This is a genomic window from Protaetiibacter sp. SSC-01 (genome assembly GCF_014483895.1).
Taxonomy (GTDB): domain Bacteria; phylum Actinomycetota; class Actinomycetes; order Actinomycetales; family Microbacteriaceae; genus Homoserinibacter.
The window spans coordinates 2,571,594-2,595,249 of the sequence record NZ_CP059987.1; the positions used below are offsets into that span (position 1 = coordinate 2,571,594).

Consider the following 23,656-nt stretch of genomic DNA (forward strand, 5'->3'; position numbering starts at 1 on the left):
GTCCGGGGTGCGGATGGTGCAGGGTGAAGCGGTTCCGCGGGGTCACGTTCGCGATCACGGGAACCGTTTCCACTCCCCACGCTAGGCGAGCGCTCCCACGGGCGGCAAGCCGGGCGTCCCCCGAAGAGGTCACGATCCGGCAACACGAGCCCCCGGGAACGCGGAAGGGCGCCGCCCCCGTGGGGAGCGGCGCCCTTCGCTGAAGCGGCTGGCGCGAACGTCCTTACTTGAGGACGATGGTGGCGCCGGCCTCCTCGAGCTGAGCCTTCGCCTTCTCGGCGGTCTCCTTGTTGGCACCCTCGAGAACGGTGCTGGGCGCACCGTCGACGAGAGCCTTCGCCTCGCCCAGGCCGAGGTTCGTGAGGGCACGGACCTCCTTGATGACCTGGATCTTCTTGTCGCCGGCGGCCTCGAGGACGACGTCGAACGAGTCCTTCTCCTCGGCCTCCTCGGCGGCGCCACCGGCACCACCGGCGGCGGGGGCGGCGGCGACGGCGACCGGCGCGGCAGCGGTGACCTCGAAGGTCTCCTCGAACTTCTTCACGAACTCGGACAGCTCGATGAGCGAGAGCTCCTTGAACGCCTCGAGCAGCTCGTCGGTGCTGAGCTTGGCCATTTCTTTCTCCTTAGCTGTGGGGCGAGCGCCCCGGGTCGATAGCCCCGATGCGGATGCGACGGGGATGTCTGTTTGCGAGGGTCAGCTCGCGGATTCCTGCTTCTGGCGCAGCGCGTCGACCGTGCGGACGGCCTGGGCGAGCGGCGCGTTGAACAGGTAGGCAGCTCCGAACAGCGAGGCCTTGAAGGCGCCGGCCAGCTTGGCCAGCAGCACCTCGCGGGACTCCAGATCGGCGAGCTTGCCCACCTCGGCGGCGGTCAGGGCGGCACCGTCGAAGTAGCCGCCCTTGACCACGAGCAGAGGATTGGCCTTGGCGAAGTCACGCAGAGCCTTCGCGACGGCGACGGTGTCGCCGTGCACGAACGCGATCGCCGAAGGGCCCTCGAGGAGGTCGTCGAGACCCTCCACGCCGGCTTCCTTCGCAGCGATCTTGGTAAGCGTGTTCTTCACCACGGCGTAGCTCGCGTGCTCACGGATGCTCGTGCGCAGCTGCTTGAGCTGCGCCACCGTGAGGCCGCGGTACTCGGTGAGCACGATCGCGTTCGAGTTGCGGAAGTTGTCCGTCAGCTCGGCGACCGTGGTTTCCTTGTTCGCCATGGCGCTCCTTGTCGTATTGGATGTCACGCCGACGACTGCTGGTCGCGCCCCGCTCGCATGAAAAAAGCTCCGGCGCACGCGCACGGAGCTGGACCCTGGGGTTGCTACACACGCCTGCGCGGGTCCCTCTCACGAGAGCTTCGTCTGCGTCCTGCAAGCAGGCGCGCAGAGACCGGCGGTCTTCGGCGTACCGAGGGTATCACACGGCGGCGCGGTCTCGAGACCCGTCCCCCTCCGGGCGGCGCTCCTCGACCACCTGGGTGCGAGGGTCTCGAGACGCGTCGCCCTCCGGGCGGCGCTCCTCGACCACCTGGGTGTCGTCGGCGTGCGCACCCGAGGTGGTCGAGGAGCGCCCGGCGGAGCCGGACGCGTCTCGAGACCCCCGCACCCGCGGCAGCACGTAGAGCGCGACGACGATCACGAGGAAGAGCGCGACGGCGGCCGCGATCGCGATGCCGAGGCCCGCATCCGTCGTCTCCGGCTCCGGCTCGGCAGCGGGCGCCACGACCTCATAGTCGGCGAGCGGCACGGGCCCCGTGAGCCCCGAGGTGCCCGGCACGAGGGGTGTGAGGGTGTCGGCCTCGAGGGCGAGCCACGCGGATGCGCCGGGGTCGCGCACGAGACGCGCGGCATCCGGCACCTCGGCGAGCGCGGCAGCCGCATCCGCGTCGGCCTCGAACTCGGCGAGCTCGGGGCGCTCGGTGTCGAGGTTGATCCACACGATCGCGACGCCCACGGGCTGCTCGCCCACCGAAACGGGAACTGCCCACTCGTTGACCATGCGCGTCGCGATCGCCTCGACGTCGCCCGCGAGGCGGTCGTCTGTCCAGTGGTAGACGCGCGAGATGGGGCCGGGTGTGGTCGTGTCGTCGAACTCGACGCCCTTCCCCTCCGCGTCGAGGCCGTAGACGGCGTCGAGCCGCTCGACGAGCCCGCCGCCCGTCACGTAGGCGGTGACCTCGGGCGGCACGGATCCCTCGCTCGCGGATGCCGCGGCGGGCGCGACGAGCACGCCCACGAGGGCGAGCGGGAGCAGGGCGAACGATCGGGGGGCGGATCGCATGGCGCTCAGTCTGCCAGGTCGCCGGCCTCCGGCCGCGGAGCACGGAGCGGGAGCCGCACGGTGAAGCGCGTGTCGCCGGGCACGCTGTCGACGCGGATGCCGCCGCCGTGCGCGTCGACGACCGCGGCCACGATCGCGAGCCCGAGGCCCGTGCTGCCGGTCGCGCGCGTGCGGGAGGAGTCGCCGCGTGCGAAACGCTCGAAGAGCACGGGCTGCAGCTCCGGGTCGATGCCGGGCCCGTCGTCGGCCACGGTGAGCACGGCATCCTCGCCGTCGCGCGCGAGCGTGACCGTCACGGCGGTTCCCGCGGGCGTGTGCCGGTGCGCGTTCGCGAGCAGGTTCACGACGACCTGCTGCAGGCGCGCGGCGTCGCCCTCGACGGCGAGCGGCGGCTCGGGCGCCACGACCTCCCACTCGTGGTCGGGGGCCGCGACGTAGGCGTCGCCCACGGCATCCGTCACGAGCCGCACGAGCTCGACCTCGCTGTGCTCGAGGCTGCGCCCCTCGTCGAGGCGGGCCAGCTCGAGCAGGTCCTCGACGAGCGCGGTCATGCGGACCGACTCGGACTCGATTCGGTCGAGCGAGCGGATGGCGTCGTCCGGCAGCTCGGAGTCGATGCGCCGCGTGAGCTCGGCGTAGCCGCGGATCGAGGCGAGGGGCGTGCGCAGCTCGTGGCTCGCATCCGCGACGAAGCGCCGCACCTTCTCCTCGGAGCGCTGGCGGGCGACGAGCGCCTCCTCGACGTGGCCGAGCATCGCGTTGAGCGCCGCACCGACCTGGCCCACCTCGGTGCGCGGGTCGGCCTCGGCGGCGGGCACGCGCTCGGGGATCGCGGCGTCTCCGGATGCGAGCTGCAGCTCGGTCACGCGCGTCGCGGTGTCGGAGACGCGGCCGAGCGGGCGCAGGGCGACCCGCGTGAGGGCGACGGCGCCGAGCCCCGCGAGCAGGAGCGCGCCTGCCGTCACGAGGGCGAGGATGCCCGCGAGGGTCCACGCCGTCTGGTCGACCTCGGCGGTCGAGAGGCCGACGGCGTAGGAGCCGTTCTCGCCGTGGCGGGCCTCGACGCGGAAGGTGCCGAGGCCCGAGATCCCCACGGTGGAGATGACGCCCGAGCGCGCGTCGAGCACCTGCGCGATCTGCTGCTCGGTGAGCGCGGCCTGCATGCCCGGCCCCGTGTAGATGTAGCCCTGCGCCGCTCCGCTCGGGAGTGCGACCGCGAGCACGACGCCGCCGCGCAGGTTGTCTCCGCCGCCGGGCAGCGTCGCGGGCGAGCCGGACGAGACGGCGCGCATGATGTCGTGCACCTGCGCGTCGAGCCGCTGCGTGAGGTTCTGCCGCAGGGCGAGCACGCTCACCGTGCCGATGAAGATGCCGAGCAGCGCGACGAGCGCGACGACCCCGATCGCGACGCGGCTGCGAATCGACCACGGCGCGCGCGACGGATGGGGGGCGGACGCCTCGGTCATGTCGCGGGCTTCAGGATGTAGCCGACGCCGCGCACCGTGTGGATGAGGGGCGGCATCCCCTCGCCCTCGATCTTCTTGCGCAGGTAGGAGATGTAGATCTCGACGATGCTCGAGCGGCCCTCGAAGTCGTAGCTCCACACGCGGTCGAGGATCTGCAGCTTGCTGACGACGCGGCGCGGGTTGCGCATGAGGTAGCGCAGCAGCTCGAACTCCTTCGCCGTGAGCTCGATGGGCCGCCCGGCGCGCGTGACCTCGTAGCTCTCCTCGTCGAGCGTGAGGTCGCCGACGCGCAGCACGGGGTCGGTGTAGCCGGTCACGGCACGGCCGCTGCGACGCAGGAGGGCGCGCAGCCGCGCGACGACCTCCTCGAGGCTGAAGGGCTTCGTGACGTAGTCGTCGCCGCCCGCCGTGAGCCCGACGATGCGGTCGGCCACGGCGTCCTTCGCGGTGAGGAAGAGCACGGGCACGTCGTCGCCCGTCGAGCGCAGGCGGCGGAGCACCTCGACGCCGTCGAGGCCCGGCATCATGACGTCGAGCACGATGACGTCGGGCTGCAGAGTACGCGCCTTGGTCAGGGCCGACGCACCGTCGGTCGCGGTCTCGACCTGCCATCCCTCGTAGCGCAGCGCCAGCTGCACGAGCTCGCCGAGCGACGCCTCGTCGTCGACCACGAGCGCGCGCACGGGCGAGCCGTCGGGGCGCGTGAGGGCGGTGGATGCGGTGGCGGCGGACGTGGTCACCCTCCCGATTGTGCTCCCCTCGCTGGGAGTTCCCTATGCCGCGCCTGGAGGTCGCCCAAGCGGCGGCCATGACCCGGTCGCGGCGGCACGCGCGTCGCGGTCGGCGGTGTCGTGCGGGTGAGCGAGACTGGACGGGTGCAGCCCACCCTCTCGCTCTTCGATGCGCCGCCCGTGTCGCATCGCGAGCGCATCGTCGCGGATGCGGCCGACCGCGTGAGCTGGCTGCGCGAGCGGGCGCGGGGCGTGACGGCCACCGACGTGGCGCGCCTCACGGGCGAGAAGGCCGTGCGCGCCGTGGCGATGGAGAAGCTGCTCGGCTCGCGTTTCAGCGGCAACGCCTTCACGCAGCACGGCCGCGTGCGCGAGCCCGAGATCGGCCGCTGGGTGGCCCGCACCCACGCCGGCATGCGCGGCAACACCGCTCTCTTCCACGCCGACGGGCAGCGGGCCCACCTCGCGACGCCGGATGGCATCCGCGAGTCCGAAGGACGGCTCGAGCTGTGCGAGATCAAGACGACGCGCAGCGCGTGGAAGTCGATCCCCCGGCACTACCTGCGTCAGGTGTGGTGGCAGCAGTACGTGCTCGGGGCCGAGCGCACGCTCGTCGTGTGGGAGCAGCACGAGAACTTCGTGCCCGTGAGCGGCGTGCCCGAGTGCCGCTGGGTCGACCGCGACGAGAACGAGATCCACCGCCTCGTGCAGCTCGCCGACCAGCTGCTGCTCGCGATGCGCCGCTAGCGCGGCCGCCGCATCCGCGAGACCGCGACGACCCCGCATCCGGCGACGGCGATGAGCGCCGCGATCGCGACGACGTAGAGCGCGACCGTGCCGTAGCCGTTCTCGAAGTTCGCGGGGTCGAGGAACGGATAGGGGTACCAGCCCTGGCGGCCCGTCGCGTCGCTGTAGACGAGGGGACCGCGCACGAGGGTGTAGAGCACCCACACGATCGGGTAGATCACGACGATGCCGACCGTGCCCCACCCGAGCCGGCGGCGCCCGGGCGCGAAGAGCCAGTCGACGAGCAGCACGATCGGCACGACGACGTGCAGCACCTCGTTCGACCACGCGAGCGTCGAGCCCTGCGGCAGCTCGATGCCGCGCAGCAGCAGGTTGTAGACGACACCCGTCGTCACGAGGTAGGTCGTGGCGCACGCGCGCAGCACGGCGAACCAGCGCGGGTCCTCGCCCCCGCCCCGGGCGAGGTGCACGGCGCCGATCGCGAGCGACACGGCGCCCACGATGTTCGACTGGATCGTGAAGAACGAGAAGAAGTTCGCGACCGAGGTCGCGAGGTCGCGCACGCCCGTCGTCGTCCAGTAGTCGAGGCTCACGAGCAGCTGGCCGACGACGGCGGCCACGACGGCGATCGCCCCGGCCGCGCGGAGCAGGATGAAGGCGGTGCGCATGGCGGCAAATTAGCAGCACGGTGACATGCGTGTAACACCGATGACGCATGACACCCGTTGAATGGCACCCGAGGCGGAAAGGTCGACGACATGACGATGATGCGAGCCGTGACCTTCACGGCGCCCGGCGGTCCCGAGGTGCTCGGGCTCGACGAGGTCGCCGTGCCGACGCGCGTCAACGCGGAGTTCCTCATCCGCGTGGTCGCCGCGGGCGTCAACCCGATCGACGCGAAGACCCGCGCCGGCCGCGGCGCGTGGCCCGGCGTCACGTCGACGCCCGTCGTGCTCGGCAACGACTTCTCCGGCATCGTCGTGGAGGCGCCCTACGAGGCCCACCCGCTGCAGCCCGGCACCGAGGTGTACGGCATGGGCATGGTGCCCCGCACGAGCGGTTCCTACGCCGAGTTCCTCACCGTGAACGCGCTGAGCGTCGCGCGCAAGCCGCCGTCGCTCTCGCACGCCGAGGCGGCCGCCGTGCCGCTCGCCGCGCTCACCGCGTGGGGCATGGTCGTCGAGACGGCGAAGGCGCACGAGGGGCAGCGGATGCTCGTGCACGCGGGCGCAGGCGGCGTCGGCCACTTCGCGGTGCAGTTCGCGTCGTACTTCGGGGCGCACGTCGTCGCGACGGGGTCGGCGCGCAACGCCGCGTTCCTGCGCGAGCTCGGCGCGGCCGAGGTCGTCGACTACACCGCGGGCCCCTTCGAGGAGGCCGTCGGCGAGGTCGACGCCGTCATCGACCTCATCGGCAACGTCGCGGACGAGACGGGCTCGCGGTCGCTGCGCGTCATCCGTCCGGGCGGCATCTACGTCAACGGGCCGACGGGCTCGTTCCCGACGATGGCCGAGGAGGCCGAGGCTGCCGGCGTGCGCGCGACGGGCTACCGCGTGACCCCGGATGCCGCGACGCTCGCGATCGTCACGCGACTCATCGAGTCGGGCGACGTGCGCGTCTACGTCGACCGCGTGCTGCCGCTCGACGACGTCGCCGAGGCGCACCGGCTCATCGAGTCGGGGCACACGCGCGGCAAGATCGTGCTGACCGTCGCCGAGGGCTGAGATGGATGCGCGCGGCTCAGATCGCGCGCTCGAAGACGTAGTCGTCCTCGTAGCGGTCGCCCACGAGGAACCGCTTGACTCCCACGCGCTCGAACCCGCTCTTGCCGTAGAAGCGCTGAGCCCGCGTGTTCTGCTGGTTGACGCCGAGCCAGACGCCCGCCGCCTCGCGCGCCGCCGCCGCGTCGAGGGATGCCGCCATGAGCGCCGCCGCGACGCCGGCCCCGTGGTGGTCGGGGTGCACGTAGCACTTGCTCAGCTCGACCGTGGGGCGCAGGGTGATCGCGGCGGCGACGTCGGCATCCGCGGGCTCCCCCTCGACGAGCAGCGCGTAGCCCGTGAGCACGCCCGCCTCGTCGACCCCGACGAGCACGTCGCGCGCGGTGTCGTCGAGGTAGCGCGCGAAGTGCTTGGCCGTGAGGTTCGCGGCGATGAACGCGGCCTTCGCCTCGGCGGTGACGTGCGGCGGGCACGCGAGCGGGAAGGTGAGCGCGGCGAGCGCGGCGAGGGCCGGGAGGTCGTCGGGGGTCGCGGGGCGCACGTGGGTCACCCGTCCAGGGTAACGGGGGCGGATGCCACTCTTTCCGTCGTCCGGGCGCCTCGCGACCTCGGAATCCGCAGCCGTTCGCGTCCGCGACCGCCGAATCCGTTTGCCAGCAGCCGTCCGCGTCCGCTTGAATGATGACGATCCCCAGGAGCTCCTGAGATGCCCACGCACGACACCGTGTTCGAACGCCGGCCCGCGCCGGCATCCGCCGTCGCCCACGCGCTCGCGCAGACGCGGCAGGCGCCCTTCTGGCTCGACGAGCTCCGGGAGCCGGACGCGCATCCGCCGCTCCGCGGCGAGACGAGCACCGACCTCGCGATCGTCGGCGGCGGCTTCACGGGCCTCTGGACGGCCGTGCGCGCGAAGCAGCGCGACCCCGGCCGCCGCGTCGTGCTGCTCGAGGCGAAGCGCCTCGGCTGGGCGCAGTCGGGCCGCAACGGCGGCTTCGTCGAGGCGAGCATCACGCACGGCGAGGAAAACGGCCGAAGCCGCTGGGCCGACGACTACGAGACGCTCGAGCGCCTCGGCAGGGAGAACCTCGACGCCATGGAGCGCACCGTGCTCGAGCACGGGCTCGACGTGCAGTGGGAGCGCACGGGCGAGCTCGACGTCGCGACCGAGCCGCACCAGCTCGCGTGGCTGCACGGCACGCGGCCTCGTGACGGCGAGTCGGACGTCGTGCTGCTGGACCGCGACGAGGTGCAGGCGCACGTCCACTCCCCCACCTACCTCGGCGGCACGTGGCGCAGGCGCGAGGTCGCGCTCGTGCACCCCGGCCGCCTCGTGCACGAGCTCGCGCGGCTCGCATCCGAGCTCGGCGTCGAGCTGCACGAGGGCTCCCCCGTGCGACGCCTCGAGGACGCCGCGGCAGGCGTGCAAGTCGTGACCGACGACGGCGCCGTCACCGCCTCGCACGTCGCGCTCGGCACGAGCGTCTACCCCTCGCTCCTCACGCGCAACCGCCTCATGACGGTGCCCGTCTACGACTACGTGCTCATGACCGAGCCGCTCGACCCGGGCCAGCTCACGGCGATCGGATGGCAGGGTCGCCAGGGCATCGGCGACCTCGCCAACCAGTTCCACTACTACCGGCGCACGGCTGATGACCGCATCCTGTTCGGCGGCTACGACGCGATCTACCACTACGGCGGCCGCGTACGCGCGGCCTACGAGGACCGCCGGCAGAGCTTCGAGCGGCTCGCCTCGCACTTCTTCACGACGTTCCCGCAGCTCGAGGGACTCACCTTCACGCACAAGTGGGCGGGCGCGATCGATACGAGCACGCAGTTCTGCGCCTTCTTCGGCACAGCGCGCAAGGGCCGCGTCGCCTACGCCGCCGGCTTCACGGGGCTCGGGGTCGGCGCGACGCGCTTCGCCGCCGACACGATGCTCGACCTGCTGGGCGGCGAGCCGACCGAGCGCACCGAGCTCGAGATGGTGCGGAGGCGACCGCTTCCGTTCCCGCCCGAGCCCGCGGCATCCGTCGGCATCAACGCGACCCGCTGGTCGCTCGACCGGGCCGACCACAAGGAAGGCCGCCGCAACCTGCTGCTGCGCACGCTCGATGCGCTCGGATTGGGGTTCGACTCGTGAAGTCCGGAGAGGTCTTCGCCGCGCTCGCCGCCGAGATCGCGCACGAGGCAGTCGAGGGCGAGGAGCGCGTCTCGGGCGCGCCGACGACGGGCTCCCTCGAGATCGGCACGACCGTCGACGGCGCCGAGCTCGGCGTGTGGGAGATCACGCCGGGCGTCGTGCGCGACGTCGAAGTGGACGAGGTGTTCGTCGTGCTCGCGGGCTCGGCGACGATCGAGTTCGCCGACGGGCGCCCCGCGATCGACGTGTCGGCCGGCTCGGTGGTGCGTCTCGACGCGGGCATGCGCACGACGTGGACCGTGCACGAGACGCTCCGCAAGATCTACGTGCTGCCGCCGTCGGCGGGTTGATCTCCGCCCGGCGGGGTCAGGCCGCAATGCGGGCGCGCAACGCGCGGTGCTGGAGGGTCGCCGAGATCGCGACGAGCAGCATCCCCGCGCTCGCGATCGCGACCGACGCGAAGACGGATGCCGTGCCCGCGGCCTCCGCGAACGCCCCGACCGTCGCGACCGTGAGGCCCTGACCGATCGTGACGGCGCTCGAGAGCATCGCCATGTTCGTGGCGAGGCGCCCCGCGGGCGCGCTCTCGGCGCCGATCGTGAAGACCGTCACGAGCGTCGCGCCGACGGCGACGCCGACGAACACGAAGACGACGATGATGACCGGCAGCTGCGGCGCGGCCCACAGCACAAGGCCCGCGACGAGCATCGCCGACGCGCCGAGCACCCAGCGCAGGTGCAGCGGGAAGGTGCGCGGCAGGCGGCCGACCGTGATGGCGGCGACGGCCGAGGTGGCGCCCATGACGCCGTAGACGAGACCTGTGCTCTCACCGAGCCCGACCTCCTCCATGACGGCCGTGACGGAGGCGAGCGTCGAGCCGAAGTAGGCGCCCATGAAGAGCATGCCCGCGACGGGCAGCAGCACAGCGAGCGAGACGAGCGCGCGTCGCGGGGCGACCACGGCATCCGGATGCGCGGCGCCCGGCTGCACGGCCCGGGCGGTGCGGTGCAGACCGAAGGCGCTCGCGAACACGAGCACCATGAACGCCGCGACGATGACGGGGGCGGCCGGCGAGATGAGGGTCGCGAGCACGCCGACGAGCACGGGGCCGCCGACGAACGTGATCTCCTCGACCATCGACTCGTAGCCGAGGGCCGTCGAGACGCCGCGGCCGCCGCGACGGGTGTCGTCGTCGAGGAGCGCGAGCCAGCGCGCGCGGGCGTACGCCGCGACGGGCGGGATCGTGGCGCCCGCGAGGAGCGTCAGCACGAAGATGAGCCAGAACGGGGTGTCGCCGTAGACGGCCGCGACGATGCCGAGCAGGAGAGCCGCGTGCAGGATCGACACGACGACCGAGACGATGCGCTGGCCGTGGCGGTCGGCGATCGCGCCGAGCAGCGGGCCGCCGACGCCCATCGCGATGCCGAAGGCCGCCGACACGAGGCCCGCCTCGGCGATCGAGCCGCGCACGACGGTCACGAGGGTCAGCAGTCCGACGATGTTCATCGCGAACGGGATGCGCGCGACGAAGCCGAGCACGAAGAACCACACCCCCGTGATGCGCGCGAGGTGCGCGATCCGCGTGATGGGGGCGGCATCCGTCGACGGCTGTGTCAACTGGTCTCCTCGGGGGTGTTGCGGGTGGAGCGGTGTTGCGGGTGGAGCGGTGTTGCGGGTGGAGCGGTGAAACGGCGAGGGGGCCCGCCGAAGCGGACCCCCTCACGCTGTTCACTTGCTGCGAAGGGCCGGGCGCTCGCGCGCGGCCGGCCCTTCGTGCGCCGCGGATTATCGCGGCGCCGGGACGTTACAGCGCTGCGACGTCGAGCGGGACGCCGGGGCCGAAGGTGGTCGAGAGCGACCCCTTCTGGATGTAGCGGCCCTTCGAGCTGGACGGCTTCGCACGCTGGATCTCGTCGAGCGCGGCGCCGAAGTTCTCGCGCAGCTGGTCGGTGGTGAAGCCGGCCTTGCCGATGACGAAGTGCACGTTGGCGTGCTTGTCGACGCGGAACTCGATCTTGCCGCCCTTGATGTCGGACACGGCCTTGGCCACGTCCGGCGTCACGGTGCCGGTCTTGGGGTTCGGCATGAGGCCGCGGGGGCCCAGCACCTTACCCAGACGACCGACCTGGCCCATGAGCTCGGGGGTCGAGACGGCCGAGTCGAAGTCGGTGTAACCGGCGGCGACCTTCTCGATGAGCTCGGCGCCGCCGACCTCGTCGGCGCCCGCCGCGATCGCAGCCTCGGCCGCGGGGCCGGTCGCGAACACGATGACGCGGGCGACCTTGCCGGTGCCGTGCGGGAGGATGACGGTGCCGCGCACCATCTGGTCCGCCTTGCGCGGGTCGACACCGAGCTTGAGCGCGACCTCGACGGTCGAGTCGAACTTCTTCGAGCCGGTCTCCTTGACGAGGGCGACGGCCTCGTCGGGACCGTAGAACTTGCCGGCCTCGATCTTCTCGGCGGCGGCGCGGTATGCCTTGGACTTCTGAGCCATGATTACGCCTCCACCGTGATCCCCATCGACCGGGCGGTGCCGGCGATGATCTTCTCCGCAGCGTCGAGGTCGTTCGCGTTGAGGTCGACCTGCTTCTGCTCGGCGATGGCGCGCACCTGCTCACGCGTGAGCTTCGCGACCTTCACCGTGTGCGGGGTGGAGGAGCCCTTGGCGACGCCGGCGGCCTTCTTGATGAGCTCGGCGGCGGGCGGGGTCTTGAGGATGAACGTGAACGAGCGGTCCTCGTACACGGTGATCTCGACCGGGATGACGTTGCCGCGCTGGTTCTCGGTCGCGGCGTTGTACGCCTTGCAGAACTCCATGATGTTCACGCCGTGCTGACCCAGCGCGGGGCCGATGGGCGGCGCGGGGTTCGCGGCGCCGGCGTTGATCTGGAGCTTGATCAGGCCGGTCACCTTCTTCTTCGGTGCCATGTTCTCTTTCTCTCTGTCGAACGGGACCGGTCGGCCCCACTCTCCCGACATCCGGGCGGATGCGGTGGGGTTCCCCGGGCGCGCGAAGGCACCAGGGCAACCTGGACATCATACGCGACATCCCGCTGGCCCGCACTACTCTCTACCCGTGGTCCCCCTGGCATCCCTCGGCGCGTTCGTCGCCGCATCCGTGCTGCTCATCCTCATGCCCGGGCCGAGCATCCTCTTCGTCATCGGACGCTCGATCGCCTACGGCCGCCTCGCGGGCGTGCTGTCGGTCGTCGGCAACGCGCTCGGGATGCTGCCCCTGCTCACGCTCGTCGCCCTCGGCGTCGGCGCCCTCGTCGCGCAGTCGGTCGTCATCTTCACGGCCATCAAGATCGTGGGCGCCGGCTATCTCGTCTACCTCGGCATCCAGGCGATCCGTCACCGCAACGAGGTCGTCGAGACGGATGCCGGACCGCGCCGCTCGGCCTGGCGCCTGCTCGGAGAGGGCTTCGTCGTGGGCGTCACGAACCCGAAGACGATCGCGTTCTTCGTGGCCGTGCTGCCGCAGTTCGTCGACTACTCGGCGGGCGCCATCCCGCTTCAGCTCGCGGAGCTCGGCGTCGTGTTCGTCGTGCTCGCGCTCATCCTCGACTCGTGCTGGGCCCTCGCCGCGGGCGCCGCGCGCGACTGGTTCGCCACCTCGCCGCGCCGTATCTCGACGCTGCGGGCGGCCGGCGGCGGCATGATGATCGGCCTCGGCGGGTTGCTGCTGCTCACCGGCAACAGGCACTGAGCGCCCGGGTGGGCGCCGCGCCTGCCATCATGTGCGGATGTTCGTTGTGACGACAGACGAGATCCCCGGCTACCGCATCACGCGCGCCCACGGCCATGTACTCGGCACGATCGTGCGCACGCTCTCGCTCGGCGCCGGGCTCGGAGCCATCGGCAGTGCGCTCGGAGGCGGCGAGGGGGGCGAGATCACCGCCTACTCGCAGTTGCTGTGGGAGAACCGCCAAGAGGCGATCAAGCGGATGTGGGCCGACGCCGAGCAACGCGGCGCCAACGCGGTCGTCGGCATGCGCTTCGACTCGAACGACCTCGAGGGCGTCGCCGAGGTGTGCGCCTTCGGCACCGCGGTGACGGTCGAGCCGATCTAGCGGTCGTGCGCGGATCGCGTCAGGCCCGAGCCGCGCGCACTAGCTGCGGCCAGTCCTTCGCCTGTGCGATGTGCGCCTCGGTCACCAGCAGGTAGTGCCAGACGCCGAAGGAACGCGAGGCGTTGACGCGCAGGATCCAGGCCTCCGCCGCTGCCGCCTTCTCCACAACATCGGCGGCGTGCTCATCGCGATCCGACTTGGCTTCGAGCAACCAATGCTCTCCATCGACGACGGCGACGAAGTCCGGGTAGTAGCGCTGGCCGCTGTCCCGCGTGATCCACGCCTGCCCGCCATCGCGCTGCGTGTAGAGGCGCTGCCACCGCTCGACCTGCTCCCACGAGTCGAGTTTGTGGGCGAGCGCCCATTCCGCCGTCGCTGAGTCGAACGCGGCGTACTGCTCGATCGAACGCGACCACGGGCCCGCCCACGCACCTTTGCGGAACTCGTCCCACTTGGACCGCATGTTGGTCGGGCGCATACGGGCCTCCGGGATCTCGACCGGATCCCACGTCCGAGCGGGCCGCGCCATGGCGCCCCTATAGGCGGCTGCCACCAGCTCCGTCAGCGCGTCCTCGGCAAGGCTCGCCGTATCGCCGCTCCAGCGATAGTGCTCCCCGCTCGTCACTCCCGCGCCGCGGAGGAATGCATCGACGAGGTCGTCGAGGCGAGCGAGCTCTGTCAGGTCGGGGGCGACCAGCCCGGTGCGGTCGAGCGCTTCTGCCAGGCGAGCCCGCACTTCCTCCGCCGATATGTCGACGACCGAGGCGTCGACGGAATCGACCCGCTGCTCACCGACCGTCACCGCGCCTTGGAGGTCGCGCTCAGCGGCCACCGCGATACGCACGAGGCTCACGCCGGGTTCCGTCCGGAATCTGCGGCCTCGCGCCTCGACGTCGAGCAGGTCAAGACTCGCGAGGCTGAACGCCGGCGGCCGATAGCTGAGTTCCTCGCGTGGGAATGGAATCCCAGCGAGGCCGGCGTTGCGGGGCATGGGCGTCGGATGGGTGACGGAATCCGCATCCGACCGCGCCATCCCCTCGGCATCCGACTGGTCGATCGCGAGAAGGATGTCGGCGAGGCTCACGCCGTCGAGAGACTCGGTCGAGCGCACGGTGATCGTGAGCCCCGCCGGGGCGCTTTCACCCGAGCGCTCTGCCCCCTCAGCGGCCGCGGACTCAGCCTCGTGGATCTCGACGGTCACCGAGCCGGGGATCCCCCCGCCGGAGCGGTCCCCGACGAGCGACTCCAGAAGGGCGTCCTTGTTCCTGAGAAGTTCGCGGTATGAGTCGTGCGCCACGATGTCGACCTGATCGATCGCGGGGACTCCCGTACGCTCCCCAAACGGCAGCCGCAGGCCGCGTCCGAGGATCTGCTCGGTGAGCGTCTCGGAAGCGAGTCGACGGAGGGCCACGATGACGCCGATGTTCTTGACGTCCCACCCTTCCTTGAGCTTGTTCACCGAAACGATCGCACGCACAGGCGACGTGGGCGCCTCGACCGAGGCGAGGAGTTCGAGCGCTCGATCGGAGGACTCGGATGTGATGAGAAGCACCGAGTCCTTCTCGGGCAAGTAGTCACGTGACAACGCGTCGGCGGTCTCCTGCGCATGGGCGATGTCCTGGCAGACGACGAAAAGAACCGGGGTGACTCGAGAGAGCTCTCGTCCGTCGGCATAGGCGTGCCACGACGGTTCCTTGTAGTCACGGAGCCGGACGGCATCCGCAAGCTGGGTCCGTTCGTCGCGGTGGTCGTCCGAGCGGTACACGATGACGGGGATCTTGACGTAGCCGTCGGCGATGGCGTGTGCCAGTGGGTACCGGAAGACGACCTTGTCCGCCTTGACGTCGGCGGGATCCGGCGTGGCCGTGAGGCCCACGATCGCGCGCGCCCGAAGTTCGCGGATGGCGTCCGAGAACGCCTGAGCAGCGGGCCTGTACACGTGGTGCTCGTCCGCGATCACGACGAGGTCGCGCGCGTCCTGCAAGTGCTCATACAGGGCGCCGCCGATGTACTCGTCTTCCTTGCGGGCGCGCATGGCGCGCTCACCCCTCGGGCGAAGCAGCATCTGGACGGTGAAGACGTAGAGCTTGAGACGATGCCGATCGTGAAGCGCGTCACCGACGGTGCCGCGCTGGAAGTTGTCCGCCGTGATCAGCAGGGGCTCGATCGTCGCGCCACTGATGTGCTTCGGGTGGCCAGGGGTGAAGTTAGCGATCGTCTTCTGCTCGATCGTCGAACCCGGGACGACGATCAAGACATCCCGCACGCCGACGCGAGCCAGATACTCGACGAGCGCCGCCGCGAGGTAGGTCTTGCCGACGCCGGTGGCTAGATCGGCGATGACCTCGCGGCCTCCACCACGGGCGACTTCGTCGACCAGCGCCCGGAGGGCGGCATGATTAGGGCCACGCAGATCCATTGCGGCCGCTATCTCATCGATGAGCGCGTCATCAACGGGCAGCGTTGTCACCGACCCACTCCACTCACTTCAAGGCCGCTCGGGTAGCGGACGATGCGGCTCCCCGGGGCGGCCGCCCGGAGGGCCTCCCTGGCACCGGGCGCAACCATCGGAGCAGCGAGCAGCAGCAGCTCGTCGTCCCCTAGGGCAGAGACGAGCGATGAAACGAGTCCCTCGTCCGCGACGCCACGGACGACCGCCAGCCGAGAGCGCCCCTTGGTTCCGATCAACTGCGCGTGGTCGATAGCCGGATCCGCGTCGAGTCGATATCCGAGTTGCGCGGCGACCGACCGCTCGAGGCGCCCCGGCTCGGCGCTCAGATCGACCACGGTGGCCGTCTGCTGCTCGCTCTGGACGACCTGGACGACGGGTTGTGCCACTCGAATCTCAGTGAAGCCGCCCCCACCGAGCCACCCGGTCGATCCGGTGACACCTCCCGCGTCAGCACCGTCCACGACTTTCTGTAGACGCGGACGCGTAAACGACTGCACAGTCGACTCCTGCTGCTCGACGGTCACCCAGCGGCGCCGCATCTTGTGGGCCACGGCCGCGGTCGTGCCGGATCCAGCGAAGGCGTCCAGGACGATGTCGCCTGGGTTGCTTCCCACCTGGATCACACGTTCGATCAGGCGCTCAGGCTTGGGCGTCGAGAAGGGCACTGCGCCCGGGAACATAGCCACGAGTTCGGCCTTGCCCGTTCCCGTGGTGCCTACCTCGGCATGCGTCCACCAGGTGTTCGGCACAAGGCCGGCCTGCACCTCGGCGAGGAACTTCTTGATGCGAGGCACCCCATCCCCAGCGCCGAAGGTGATGCGGTTGTCAGCGAGCATCTCCTCGTAGCGGTCTCGAGTGAACAGCCAACAACGACCGGGCGGCGGATCAATGGGCCGACCTGACGGGGACACGATCGTGTAGAACTGCGCTGAACGGCGCCCTTTCTCCGCCTTGGCGTGCATCGGCGTGGACTGCCACGGTCCGCGAGGATCGTGGTCGGGATTCGAGTACCGGGCGAGCTGCTCGTCAGTACTGGGAAGGACATTGCGAACGGCTTTCCAGTCGCTCCCGTACGGCGCATAGACGAGGATCGAGTCGTTGCTCGTGGAGATCGCCGTCCGATTCTCTCGCGTATGCGTCTTCTGCCATACGATCGTCGCGACATAAGCACTTCGCCCGAAGACCTCGTCCATGAGCACTTTGCAGTAGGCCAGTTCGGCGTCGTCGAGGTGCACCCAAACGGACCCATCGGGGGCAAGCAAATCGCGGATGGCTTCGAGTCGCTGCCGCATCATGCTCAACCACACCGAGTGCTCGAGAGCGTCGTCGTAGTGCTCGAAGGCCTGCCCCGTATTGAAGGGCGGGTCGATGTAGACGAGCTTCACTTTGCCGCGGTAGACATCCGCGTACTCGGGGATTCGGGCAAGCGAGCGCATCGCATCCAGTCCGTCGCCACGAATGAGCAGGTTGTCCGTCGGGGCACCAGTGGCGTCGCCGACGAGACTCACCGGGTCGAGAAGGCGGACCTCGCGCGCGCGCCAGTCGTCAGGATCGACCCACCGGTAGCCGCCCGCGCCGTCGGAGATCAGCGCCTTCTCCTTGTTGGCCCACGAGAGCGTGAGGCGACCACTCACTCGGTCGCCTCCTCTCGGGTTGCGGGCGCCGGACCGCCTCGCGTCATTCAGAGTACAAGTACCCGGTGACCTTCACCCTGGCACAAGCCACCGGGCGCGCCGAGGCTTGACCAGTGCCCCGAGTGCCCTCCGACGCCGCCACCCACATCGGTGCGCTGATCTCTGCGGAGCGGCTGAGGATCGGGATGACGCAGGACCAGCTCGCGGCCGCGAGCGGTATCGACTCCTCCAACATCCGCGCGTACGAGAACGGACGGGCCATGCCGAGCATCCAGACGCTCGTCCGCCTGGCGGAGGGGCTGGGCGGCTCGCCGGCCGAGCTGCTCGTCGGACTGCGTTCCGACATGTTCCCGGTTGCGCTCGAGGACCGGCGTCGTCGGGCGGGTTGAAGGCAATAGAAGCCTGCGATCGGCCCGAATTCAGGCCTATGCTGTGCTCATGCAGACCCTGCCCATCTCCAAGGTGAAGGACAAGCTCAACGACTTCGTCGACTCCGTGGCGATGACCCACGACCAGGTGACGATCACCAAGAACGGATCACCGGCAGCGGTGCTCATCGGCATCGACGAGTGGGAGTCCCTTCAGGAGACGCTGTTCTGGCTCTCTCGGCCGGGTGTGCTCGACGACGTCGCCGAGGCGCGGCGTGAGCTCGCAGAGGGGCGGACCTCCAGCGAGGATGAGATCCGCGCCGAGTTCGGCGTGCCCCGTCGGCAGACGCGGTGACGGACGAGAGCCACCGGGTCGAGTTCGCGGGCACCGCGAAGCGCGACCTGCGCGGGGTGCCGCCGCGCATCGTCCCGGCGATCATCGAGTTCGTCTACGGCGATCTGGCGCGAACGCCCCGACGCGTGGGCAAACCCCTCCAGCGAGAACTCGAGGGGCTCTGGGGTGCGCGCCGCGGCCCCTACCGGATCATCTACGAGATCGTCGACGAGAAGCTCGTCGTCCTGGTGATCCACGTCGACCATCGGGCAGACGTCTACCGGCCCCGCTGACATCACCCGAGTGCACGAAAGGCCGGGCGCTCACGCGCGGCCGGCCTTTCGCATGTGCGGCGGATGATCGCCGCGCCAGACTTACAGCTTCGTGACCTGGTCGAACGACAGCTCGACGGGGGTCTCGCGCTCGAAGAGCGAGACGAGCACGGTGAGCTTGCCGCTCTCGGGCTTGATCTCGGAGATCGTGCCGGGAAGGCCCGCGAACGAACCCTCCTTGATGGTGATCGTCTCGCCGACCTCGAAGTCGACCTCGGCCGGGATGACGCGCGGCGCGGCCTTGCCTCCCTTCGCAGCGGCGGCGCCCTTGACCGGGGCCTCCACGACCTGCACGAGGCTCTTCAGCATGTTGAAGGCCTCCTCGAAGCGGAGGGGCGTCGGGTTGTGCGAGTTGCCGACGAAGCCCGTGACGCCCGGCGTGTGACGCACGACCGACCACGAGTCCTCGTTGAGGTCCATGCGCACGAGCACGTAGCCCGGGATGCGCACGCGGTTGACGAGCTTGCGCTGGCCGTTCTTGATCTCGACCACGTCCTCCATCGGGACCTGGACCTCGTAGATGTAGTCCTCCATCGCCATCGACTGGCGGCGGGACTCGATGTTCTGCTTCACGCGCTTCTCGAAGCCGGCGTACGAGTGGATGACGTACCACTTGCCGAGCTTCGCGCGCAGCTCGGCGCGGAACTCCTCGTAGGGGTCGACCTCGGCCTCTTCGTCCTCGTCGTCCTCCTCCTCGTCCTCGGCCGCGGCCGCAGCGGCGTCCGCCTCCTCGGGCGAGTCGATGTCGAGGGCGTCGTCGACGATCGCGTCGGCCTCGGGGTCGGATGCCGCCTCGAGCGCGTCGAGCGCGCTCTCGAGACCGGCCTCGACATCCGAGTCCTCGTCGACGATGTGGATCGCGCGGTGCTCGGCGGACTCGCTGGCGGCCTCCTCGGATGCGAGGACGTTGCCCTCCTGGGCCTCGTCCTCCTCGGAGGACTGCTCGGCTGCGGTCGCGAGGTCGATGTCGCGCTCTTCTGAAGTCACGGTGAGTAGTTCTTTCCTTGTGGGGATGAGCTGCCGGGGGTCAGCTGCTGAACGTGTCGTCGCCGAACGCCCAGGTCACGATCCAGCTGAAGAGCTGGTCGAGGCCCCAGACGAGGCCCATCATGATGACCACGAACACGAGCACGACGCCCGTGAATCGCAGCAGCTCGCGGCGGGTCGGGGTGACGACCTTCCGGAGCTCGGCGATGACCTGGCGGATGAAGAGAGCGATCCGCGCGAACGGATTGCGTCGCTCGGCGCGCTCGCGCTTGGCGTTCGCGACGACGTCCTCGCTGGGCTCGTCGATCACCTTGCGTGCCACTCTCACTACCCTTTCGGCCGGCGATCCCGCGTGCTCTCGCACGAGGGATTCGCAGGGCGGACAGGACTCGAACCTGCAACCTGCGGTTTTGGAGACCGCTGCTCTACCAATTGAGCCACCGCCCTATGTCGCCTGCTTCCCGCATCCTCCTGCCGCCTTCCGGGCATGCCGAAGACTGGGGTTCGAGGCAACCTGCACAAGCATACGGCATCCTCCGCCGAGCGCTCGCCCCCGGTGCCCCTGCCCCTCCGCTCCGATCGCTGACCGGTCGGTTTCTGGCCTCAAACGGCGGGAATGGGGCCAGAAACCGACCAGTCAGCGATCGAAACGTCAGCGCGGGCAGGGTCAGCGGGGGCGGAGGGATGCGCGCGCGGCGGCGATGACGGATGCCGCGACCGCGTCGAGGGCCGCCGAGCGCAGGTTCCACTGCTGCCAGTAGAGCGGCACGCGCACGCCGGGGCCGCCGGGGGCGAGCTCGACGAAGGTGCCGGGGGCGGCATCCGCGAGCTGCGATTCGAGCAGCATGCCCCAGCCGAGGCCGAGCTCGATCGCCCGCAGGAAGTCGGCCGAGCCCGACACGTAGTGCCGCGGCGGGTCGAGCCTGCGTCGGGAGGCGCGGCGCAGGAACCGCGTCTGCAGCTCGTCGTCGTGGTCGAAGTCGACGACGGGCGCGAGGGCGAGGGATGCCGCGTCGGCGCCGCCGGGGAACCAGCGTGCGGCGAAGTCCCGGCTCGCGGCCGGGTGATACACGAGCACCCCGAGCGGCGTGACGCTGCAGCCCGGCACGGGCTCGGCCTGCGACGTGACGGCCGCCATGACGCGGCCCGAGGCGAGCAGGGCGGCGGTGCGGTCCTGGTCCTCGCGGTGCAGGTCGACGACGATGCGGTTCGCGGTGCACGCCTCGGCGATCGCCGGCAGGAACCAGCTCGTGAGCGAGTCGGCGTTGACGGCGAGGGGCACGGTCGTGAACCCCTCCCCCGCGCCGTCGAGGCGGAGCGCGGATGCGGCATCCGTCTCGAGGAGGGCGATGTCGCGCGCGAGCCGCACGAGGATCTCGCCCGACTCGGTGGCCCGCACGGGCTTCGTGCGCTCGACGAGCACGCGGCCGAGCTGCGTCTCGAGCGACTTGATGCGCTGGCTCACGGCGGACGGCGTGACGTTGAGGGCGCGTGCGGCCGCGTCGAAGGTGCCCGCGTCGACGACGGCGCGGAGCGTGGCGAGCAGATCCCGGTCGAGATTCATCTGAAGCGAGGCTAATGCTTCTTGAGAATCCTGAACTGGATTGATGTCGGCCGGAGGCCTAGCGTCGTGACTCGTGACCACATCCGCTGCCCTCGCCGCCGCCTTCGCGGGGTTCGCCCTCGGCCTCTCGCTCATCGTGGCGATCGGGGCCCAGAACGCGTTCGTGCTGCGTCAGGGCATCCGCAAGCAGCACGTGCTCGCGATCGTCGCACTGTGCGCGCTCTCCGACATCGTGCTCATGCTGCTGAGCATCGCCGGCACGGGCGCCGTGCTCGCCGCGGTGCCGTGGATCATGACGGCCGTGCGCATCGGCGGCGCCGTCTTCCTCGTCTTCTACGGCGTGCACGCGGCCCGCCGCGCGCTGTGGCCGAAGGGCGAGGTGCTCACGGTCGACGCGGCCCCGGATGCGGCGGCCCGGCGCCGCTCCCTCGCCGCCGCCGTCACGACGTGCCTCGCCGTCACGTGGCTCAACCCGCACGTGTACCTCGACATGGCGATCGTCGGCACCCTCGCGAACGGCCACGGCGACGCCCGCTGGCTCTTCGGGGCGGGCATGGGCGCGGCATCCGTGCTGTGGTTCACGACGCTCGGCTTCGGGGCGCGCGCGCTCGCACCCGTCTTCGCGCGGCCCGTCGCGTGGCGCGTGCTCGACGGAGCGATCGCGCTCGTCATGCTCACGCTCGCGTTCTTCGTCGCGCTCCCCCTCGTCACGGGCTGATCCGCGAGAGTACGTACTTTTCGCCCGGAGCCGTGGGTGAGGGGCGAAAAGTACGTACTCTCGCGGACGGGTGACGAGAACCCGCGTGGCGCGCAGGCGAGTTCAGAGCAGGCGGCGCTCGAGTGCCCAGGCGGTGAGCTCGTGGCGCGAGGAGAGCTGCAGCTTTCGCAGCACCGACGACACGTGCGTCTCGACGGTCTTGATCGAGATGAAGAGGTGGGATGCCACCTCCTTGTAGGCGTAGCCGCGCGCGATGAGGCGCATCACCTCCTGCTCGCGGGCCGAGAGGCGGTCGAGCTCGTCGTCGGTCGCGGCGACCGCCGGTGCGCCGGCTGCCGTGCCGAAGGCGTCGAGCACGAAGCCGGCGAGGCGCGGCGAGAACACCGCATCGCCCGCGGCGACCGTCGCGACGGCGGCAGCCACGTCCGCCCCGCTTGTTGCCTTCGTGATGTAGCCGCGTGCGCCCGCGCGGATGACGCCCACGACGTCCTCGGCGGAGTCGGAGACCGAGAGGGCGAGGAAGCGCACACTCGACAGCACGGCGGCCGAGCGCCGCACGACCTCCGCGCCGCCGCCGCCCGCGCCGCCCGGCAGGTGCACGTCGAGCAGCACGACGTCGGGGCGCAGCTCGTCGATGACGCGCACGGCGGCGTCGACGTCGCCCGCCTCCCCGACCACCTCGACGGCGTCGCCGAGATCGGTGCGCAGGCCCGTGCGGAAGATCGAGTGGTCGTCGACGATGATGACGCGGGTCATGCCGCTCCCCCGTTGCCGTTCGCGGCGCCGGTGCCGTTCGCGCGGCCGGTGCCGCCCGCAAGCCGGGCGCGCGGCATCCGCAGCTGCACCTCGGTGCCGTCGGGCCCGCTCATGACGATGCCCGTGCCGCCCGCGCGCGCCATGCGCCCCACGATCGACTCGCGGATGCCGAGGCGCCCGTCGGGCACGGCATCCGGGTCGAAGCCGGCGCCGCGGTCGCGCACGAAGACCTCCACCGCATCCGGGGTCGCCTCGGCGTAGACGGTGACGTCGCCGCCCGCGTGCCGCGCCGCGTTCGCGAGGGCCTCGCGCGCGGCCGCCGCGAGCGCGCGCGACTCGACCTCGGCCACATCGCCGACGGTGACGACCTCGATGCGCACGGCGTGCTCGAGTTCGAGCTCGCGAGCGATCGTGCGCAGCTCGGTCGCGAGGTCGCCCGCGAACGGGTCGGTGCCCGCGAAGAGCCAGTCGCGAAGCTCCCGCTCCTGGGCGCGCGCGATGCGCGCGATCTCGGATCCGGCACCCGCGCGGTTCTGGATGATCGCGAGCGTCTGCAGCACCGAATCGTGCAGGTGCGCCGCGATCTCCGACCGCTGCTCCTCGCGGGCGAGGGCCGCGCGCTCGGCCGACCGCACGGATGCGCGGGCGAGCAAGGGCGGCACGACGAACGTCGCGAGGCCGAGCAGCACCGGCACGACGGCGACGATCGCCACGAGGGTGCGCGAGTCGGCGAAACCCCCGGCGAGCAGCGCGAGACCGTACCCCACGAGGAACCCACCCGCGACGGCGCGCACGCGGGGCGCGGATGCCGCCCGCCGCTCGTCGCGCGCGTCGACCACGAGGGTCCACACGATCGCCGCGACGGCGGCCGCCGTGGCCTCGACGACGCCGACGGGCAGGGGCGTCCAGGTGACGAGCCAGCTGACGGGCACGAGCAGTGCGAGCACGCCCGCGGCGACCAGCAGCGCGACGGCGACCGGCACCTCGCGGCGGAGGGGCGCATCCGGGGTCGCGGTCTCGCGGGGCACGAGCGCCCAGAACCACGCGTAGAGGAGAGGGGATGCCGCGGCGAAGGGGAGGATGCCGAACTCGCCGCGCAGGAAGATCGCGAGGCCCGCCCAGAGCACGCCGATGACGGCCGCGGCGGCGAAGATCGTGCGCACGAGCGCGGCGGGCCACGCGAGGTGACGGGCGAGCGCGACGCTCGCTCCCGCGAGCCAGACCTCGCGCGGCCGCACGAGCGCGGGGCGCACGGGGCGCACCCGGCGCACGCCCCGCGCGCCCTCGAGGGGCTGCTCGGCGGCGGGTGCGGTCATGCGACGATCCAAGCATGCGCGACCCGCCCCGCAACGAGGGA

27 protein-coding genes and 1 tRNA gene are annotated in these 23,656 nt (G+C 70.9%); 10 read left to right on the forward strand and 18 right to left on the reverse strand.

Annotated features, from left to right (window positions below; genetic code table 11):
• Positions 1-223 precede the first annotated feature (223 nt).
• The 5 genes from rplL to H4J02_RS12105 all read right to left on the reverse strand — a co-directional run bounded on the left by rplL (position 224) and on the right by H4J02_RS12105 (position 4,482).
• A complete protein-coding gene (gene rplL, locus H4J02_RS12085) occupies positions 224-616 on the reverse strand; it encodes a 50S ribosomal protein L7/L12 (RefSeq protein ID WP_187674809.1) in 393 nt (130 codons plus the stop codon).
• Between the two features lie 81 nt (positions 617-697).
• A complete protein-coding gene (gene rplJ / locus H4J02_RS12090) occupies positions 698-1,213 on the reverse strand; it encodes a 50S ribosomal protein L10 (protein ID WP_187674810.1) in 516 nt (171 codons plus the stop codon).
• Positions 1,214-1,412: 199 nt separating this feature from the next.
• Positions 1,413-2,276 carry a hypothetical protein gene (locus H4J02_RS12095; RefSeq protein ID WP_187674811.1) on the reverse strand — a complete coding sequence of 288 codons (864 nt, stop codon included), beginning with the start codon at positions 2,274-2,276 and terminating at the stop codon, positions 1,413-1,415.
• A gap of 5 nt (positions 2,277-2,281) precedes the next feature.
• Positions 2,282-3,742 carry a cell wall metabolism sensor histidine kinase WalK gene (locus tag H4J02_RS12100; protein ID WP_187674812.1) on the reverse strand — a complete coding sequence of 487 codons (1,461 nt, stop codon included), beginning with the start codon at positions 3,740-3,742 and terminating at the stop codon, positions 2,282-2,284.
• Complete coding sequence (locus tag H4J02_RS12105) at positions 3,739-4,482, reverse strand: response regulator transcription factor (protein ID WP_222942180.1); 744 nt, start codon at positions 4,480-4,482, stop codon at positions 3,739-3,741. The genes H4J02_RS12100 and H4J02_RS12105 overlap by 4 nt, the downstream gene beginning before the upstream one ends.
• A 135-nt stretch (positions 4,483-4,617) precedes the next feature.
• Between H4J02_RS12105 and H4J02_RS12110 the strand changes: the two genes are divergently transcribed.
• Positions 4,618-5,220 (forward strand): YqaJ viral recombinase family protein, encoded by a 603-nt coding sequence (locus H4J02_RS12110; RefSeq protein WP_187674813.1) that lies wholly within the window; start codon positions 4,618-4,620, stop codon positions 5,218-5,220.
• Here the strand turns inward: H4J02_RS12110 and H4J02_RS12115 are convergent.
• Positions 5,217-5,888: a Pr6Pr family membrane protein gene (locus tag H4J02_RS12115; RefSeq protein ID WP_187674814.1), complete on the reverse strand. Its 672-nt coding sequence runs from the start codon at positions 5,886-5,888 to the stop codon at positions 5,217-5,219. The genes H4J02_RS12110 and H4J02_RS12115 overlap by 4 nt on opposite strands.
• 99 nt (positions 5,889-5,987) lie before the next feature.
• On the opposite strand from H4J02_RS12115, the gene H4J02_RS12120 reads away from it, so the two are divergent.
• Entirely contained in the window at positions 5,988-6,944 is a 957-nt protein-coding gene (locus H4J02_RS12120; RefSeq protein WP_187676575.1) for an NADP-dependent oxidoreductase, read from the forward strand.
• Positions 6,945-6,960: 16 nt separating this feature from the next.
• On the opposite strand, the gene H4J02_RS12125 is transcribed toward H4J02_RS12120, so the two are convergent.
• On the reverse strand, positions 6,961-7,491 hold the full coding sequence (locus H4J02_RS12125) for a GNAT family N-acetyltransferase (RefSeq protein WP_187674815.1): 531 nt from the start codon (positions 7,489-7,491) through the stop codon (positions 6,961-6,963).
• A 156-nt stretch (positions 7,492-7,647) separates the two neighbouring features.
• On the opposite strand from H4J02_RS12125, the gene H4J02_RS12130 reads away from it, so the two are divergent.
• Both H4J02_RS12130 and H4J02_RS12135 read left to right on the forward strand, forming a co-directional pair.
• Positions 7,648-9,081: an FAD-binding oxidoreductase gene (locus H4J02_RS12130; protein ID WP_187674816.1), complete on the forward strand. Its 1,434-nt coding sequence runs from the start codon at positions 7,648-7,650 to the stop codon at positions 9,079-9,081.
• Positions 9,078-9,431 carry a cupin domain-containing protein gene (locus H4J02_RS12135; RefSeq protein WP_187674817.1) on the forward strand — a complete coding sequence of 118 codons (354 nt, stop codon included), beginning with the start codon at positions 9,078-9,080 and terminating at the stop codon, positions 9,429-9,431. The genes H4J02_RS12130 and H4J02_RS12135 overlap by 4 nt, the downstream gene beginning before the upstream one ends.
• A 16-nt stretch (positions 9,432-9,447) precedes the next feature.
• Here the strand turns inward: H4J02_RS12135 and H4J02_RS12140 are convergent, their stop codons facing one another.
• The 3 genes from H4J02_RS12140 to rplK form a co-directional block, all read right to left on the reverse strand.
• Positions 9,448-10,698, reverse strand: coding sequence for an MFS transporter (locus H4J02_RS12140; RefSeq protein WP_187674818.1), 1,251 nt, complete (start codon positions 10,696-10,698; stop codon positions 9,448-9,450).
• 187 nt (positions 10,699-10,885) lie between these two features.
• A complete protein-coding gene (gene rplA / locus H4J02_RS12145) occupies positions 10,886-11,575 on the reverse strand; it encodes a 50S ribosomal protein L1 (RefSeq protein ID WP_187674819.1) in 690 nt (229 codons plus the stop codon).
• 2 nt (positions 11,576-11,577) lie between these two features.
• Positions 11,578-12,009, reverse strand: a complete 432-nt coding sequence (rplK, locus tag H4J02_RS12150) for a 50S ribosomal protein L11 (protein WP_187674820.1) — start codon at positions 12,007-12,009, stop codon at positions 11,578-11,580.
• Between the two features lie 148 nt (positions 12,010-12,157).
• Here rplK and H4J02_RS12155 point away from each other — a divergent pair, with 148 nt between their 5' ends.
• Entirely contained in the window at positions 12,158-12,790 is a 633-nt protein-coding gene (locus H4J02_RS12155; protein WP_187674821.1) for a LysE family translocator, read from the forward strand.
• A gap of 46 nt (positions 12,791-12,836) precedes the next feature.
• Complete coding sequence (locus tag H4J02_RS12160; RefSeq protein WP_222942182.1) at positions 12,837-13,154, forward strand: YbjQ family protein; 318 nt, start codon at positions 12,837-12,839, stop codon at positions 13,152-13,154.
• Positions 13,155-13,173: 19 nt separating this feature from the next.
• Here the strand turns inward: H4J02_RS12160 and H4J02_RS12165 are convergent, their stop codons facing one another.
• A complete protein-coding gene (locus tag H4J02_RS12165; protein ID WP_187674823.1) occupies positions 13,174-15,624 on the reverse strand; it encodes a DEAD/DEAH box helicase family protein in 2,451 nt (816 codons plus the stop codon).
• A complete protein-coding gene (locus H4J02_RS12170) occupies positions 15,621-17,240 on the reverse strand; it encodes a site-specific DNA-methyltransferase (RefSeq protein WP_187674824.1) in 1,620 nt (539 codons plus the stop codon). The genes H4J02_RS12165 and H4J02_RS12170 overlap by 4 nt, the downstream gene beginning before the upstream one ends.
• Before the next feature lie 122 nt (positions 17,241-17,362).
• Between H4J02_RS12170 and H4J02_RS12175 the strand changes: the two genes are divergently transcribed.
• Genes H4J02_RS12175 through H4J02_RS12185 form a run of 3 tightly spaced genes read left to right on the forward strand, consistent with a single transcriptional unit; the run spans position 17,363 to position 18,235 of the window.
• Positions 17,363-17,629, forward strand: a complete 267-nt coding sequence (locus H4J02_RS12175; protein WP_262406281.1) for a helix-turn-helix domain-containing protein — start codon at positions 17,363-17,365, stop codon at positions 17,627-17,629.
• 49 nt (positions 17,630-17,678) lie between these two features.
• Positions 17,679-17,963 (forward strand): type II toxin-antitoxin system Phd/YefM family antitoxin, encoded by a 285-nt coding sequence (locus tag H4J02_RS12180; RefSeq protein ID WP_187674826.1) that lies wholly within the window; start codon positions 17,679-17,681, stop codon positions 17,961-17,963.
• Positions 17,960-18,235 carry a type II toxin-antitoxin system RelE/ParE family toxin gene (locus H4J02_RS12185; protein WP_187674827.1) on the forward strand — a complete coding sequence of 92 codons (276 nt, stop codon included), beginning with the start codon at positions 17,960-17,962 and terminating at the stop codon, positions 18,233-18,235. Before H4J02_RS12180 ends, H4J02_RS12185 begins: the two co-directional genes overlap by 4 nt.
• An 81-nt stretch (positions 18,236-18,316) precedes the next feature.
• Here H4J02_RS12185 and nusG read toward each other — a convergent pair whose 3' ends face one another.
• The 4 genes from nusG to H4J02_RS12205 form a co-directional block, all read right to left on the reverse strand.
• Entirely contained in the window at positions 18,317-19,261 is a 945-nt protein-coding gene (gene nusG, locus H4J02_RS12190) for a transcription termination/antitermination protein NusG (protein ID WP_187674828.1), read from the reverse strand.
• 40 nt (positions 19,262-19,301) lie between these two features.
• A complete protein-coding gene (secE, locus tag H4J02_RS12195; RefSeq protein WP_187674829.1) occupies positions 19,302-19,583 on the reverse strand; it encodes a preprotein translocase subunit SecE in 282 nt (93 codons plus the stop codon).
• Positions 19,584-19,635: 52 nt separating this feature from the next.
• Positions 19,636-19,708: transfer RNA gene (locus H4J02_RS12200), tRNA-Trp, on the reverse strand.
• 220 nt (positions 19,709-19,928) lie between these two features.
• On the reverse strand, positions 19,929-20,825 hold the full coding sequence (locus tag H4J02_RS12205) for a LysR family transcriptional regulator ArgP (RefSeq protein ID WP_187674830.1): 897 nt from the start codon (positions 20,823-20,825) through the stop codon (positions 19,929-19,931).
• A gap of 73 nt (positions 20,826-20,898) precedes the next feature.
• Between H4J02_RS12205 and H4J02_RS12210 the strand changes: the two genes are divergently transcribed.
• Positions 20,899-21,543, forward strand: a complete 645-nt coding sequence (locus H4J02_RS12210) for a LysE/ArgO family amino acid transporter (protein ID WP_187674831.1) — start codon at positions 20,899-20,901, stop codon at positions 21,541-21,543.
• A 102-nt stretch (positions 21,544-21,645) separates the two neighbouring features.
• Here H4J02_RS12210 and H4J02_RS12215 read toward each other — a convergent pair whose 3' ends face one another.
• Together H4J02_RS12215 and H4J02_RS12220 are read right to left on the reverse strand one after the other, a co-directional pair.
• The gene (locus H4J02_RS12215) at positions 21,646-22,299 is read right to left on the reverse strand and encodes a response regulator transcription factor (protein ID WP_187674832.1); all 654 of its coding nucleotides are present in this window, start codon (positions 22,297-22,299) and stop codon (positions 21,646-21,648) included.
• Complete coding sequence (locus H4J02_RS12220; RefSeq protein ID WP_187674833.1) at positions 22,296-23,615, reverse strand: sensor histidine kinase; 1,320 nt, start codon at positions 23,613-23,615, stop codon at positions 22,296-22,298. Before H4J02_RS12220 ends, H4J02_RS12215 begins: the two co-directional genes overlap by 4 nt.
• Positions 23,616-23,656: the final 41 nt, after the last annotated feature.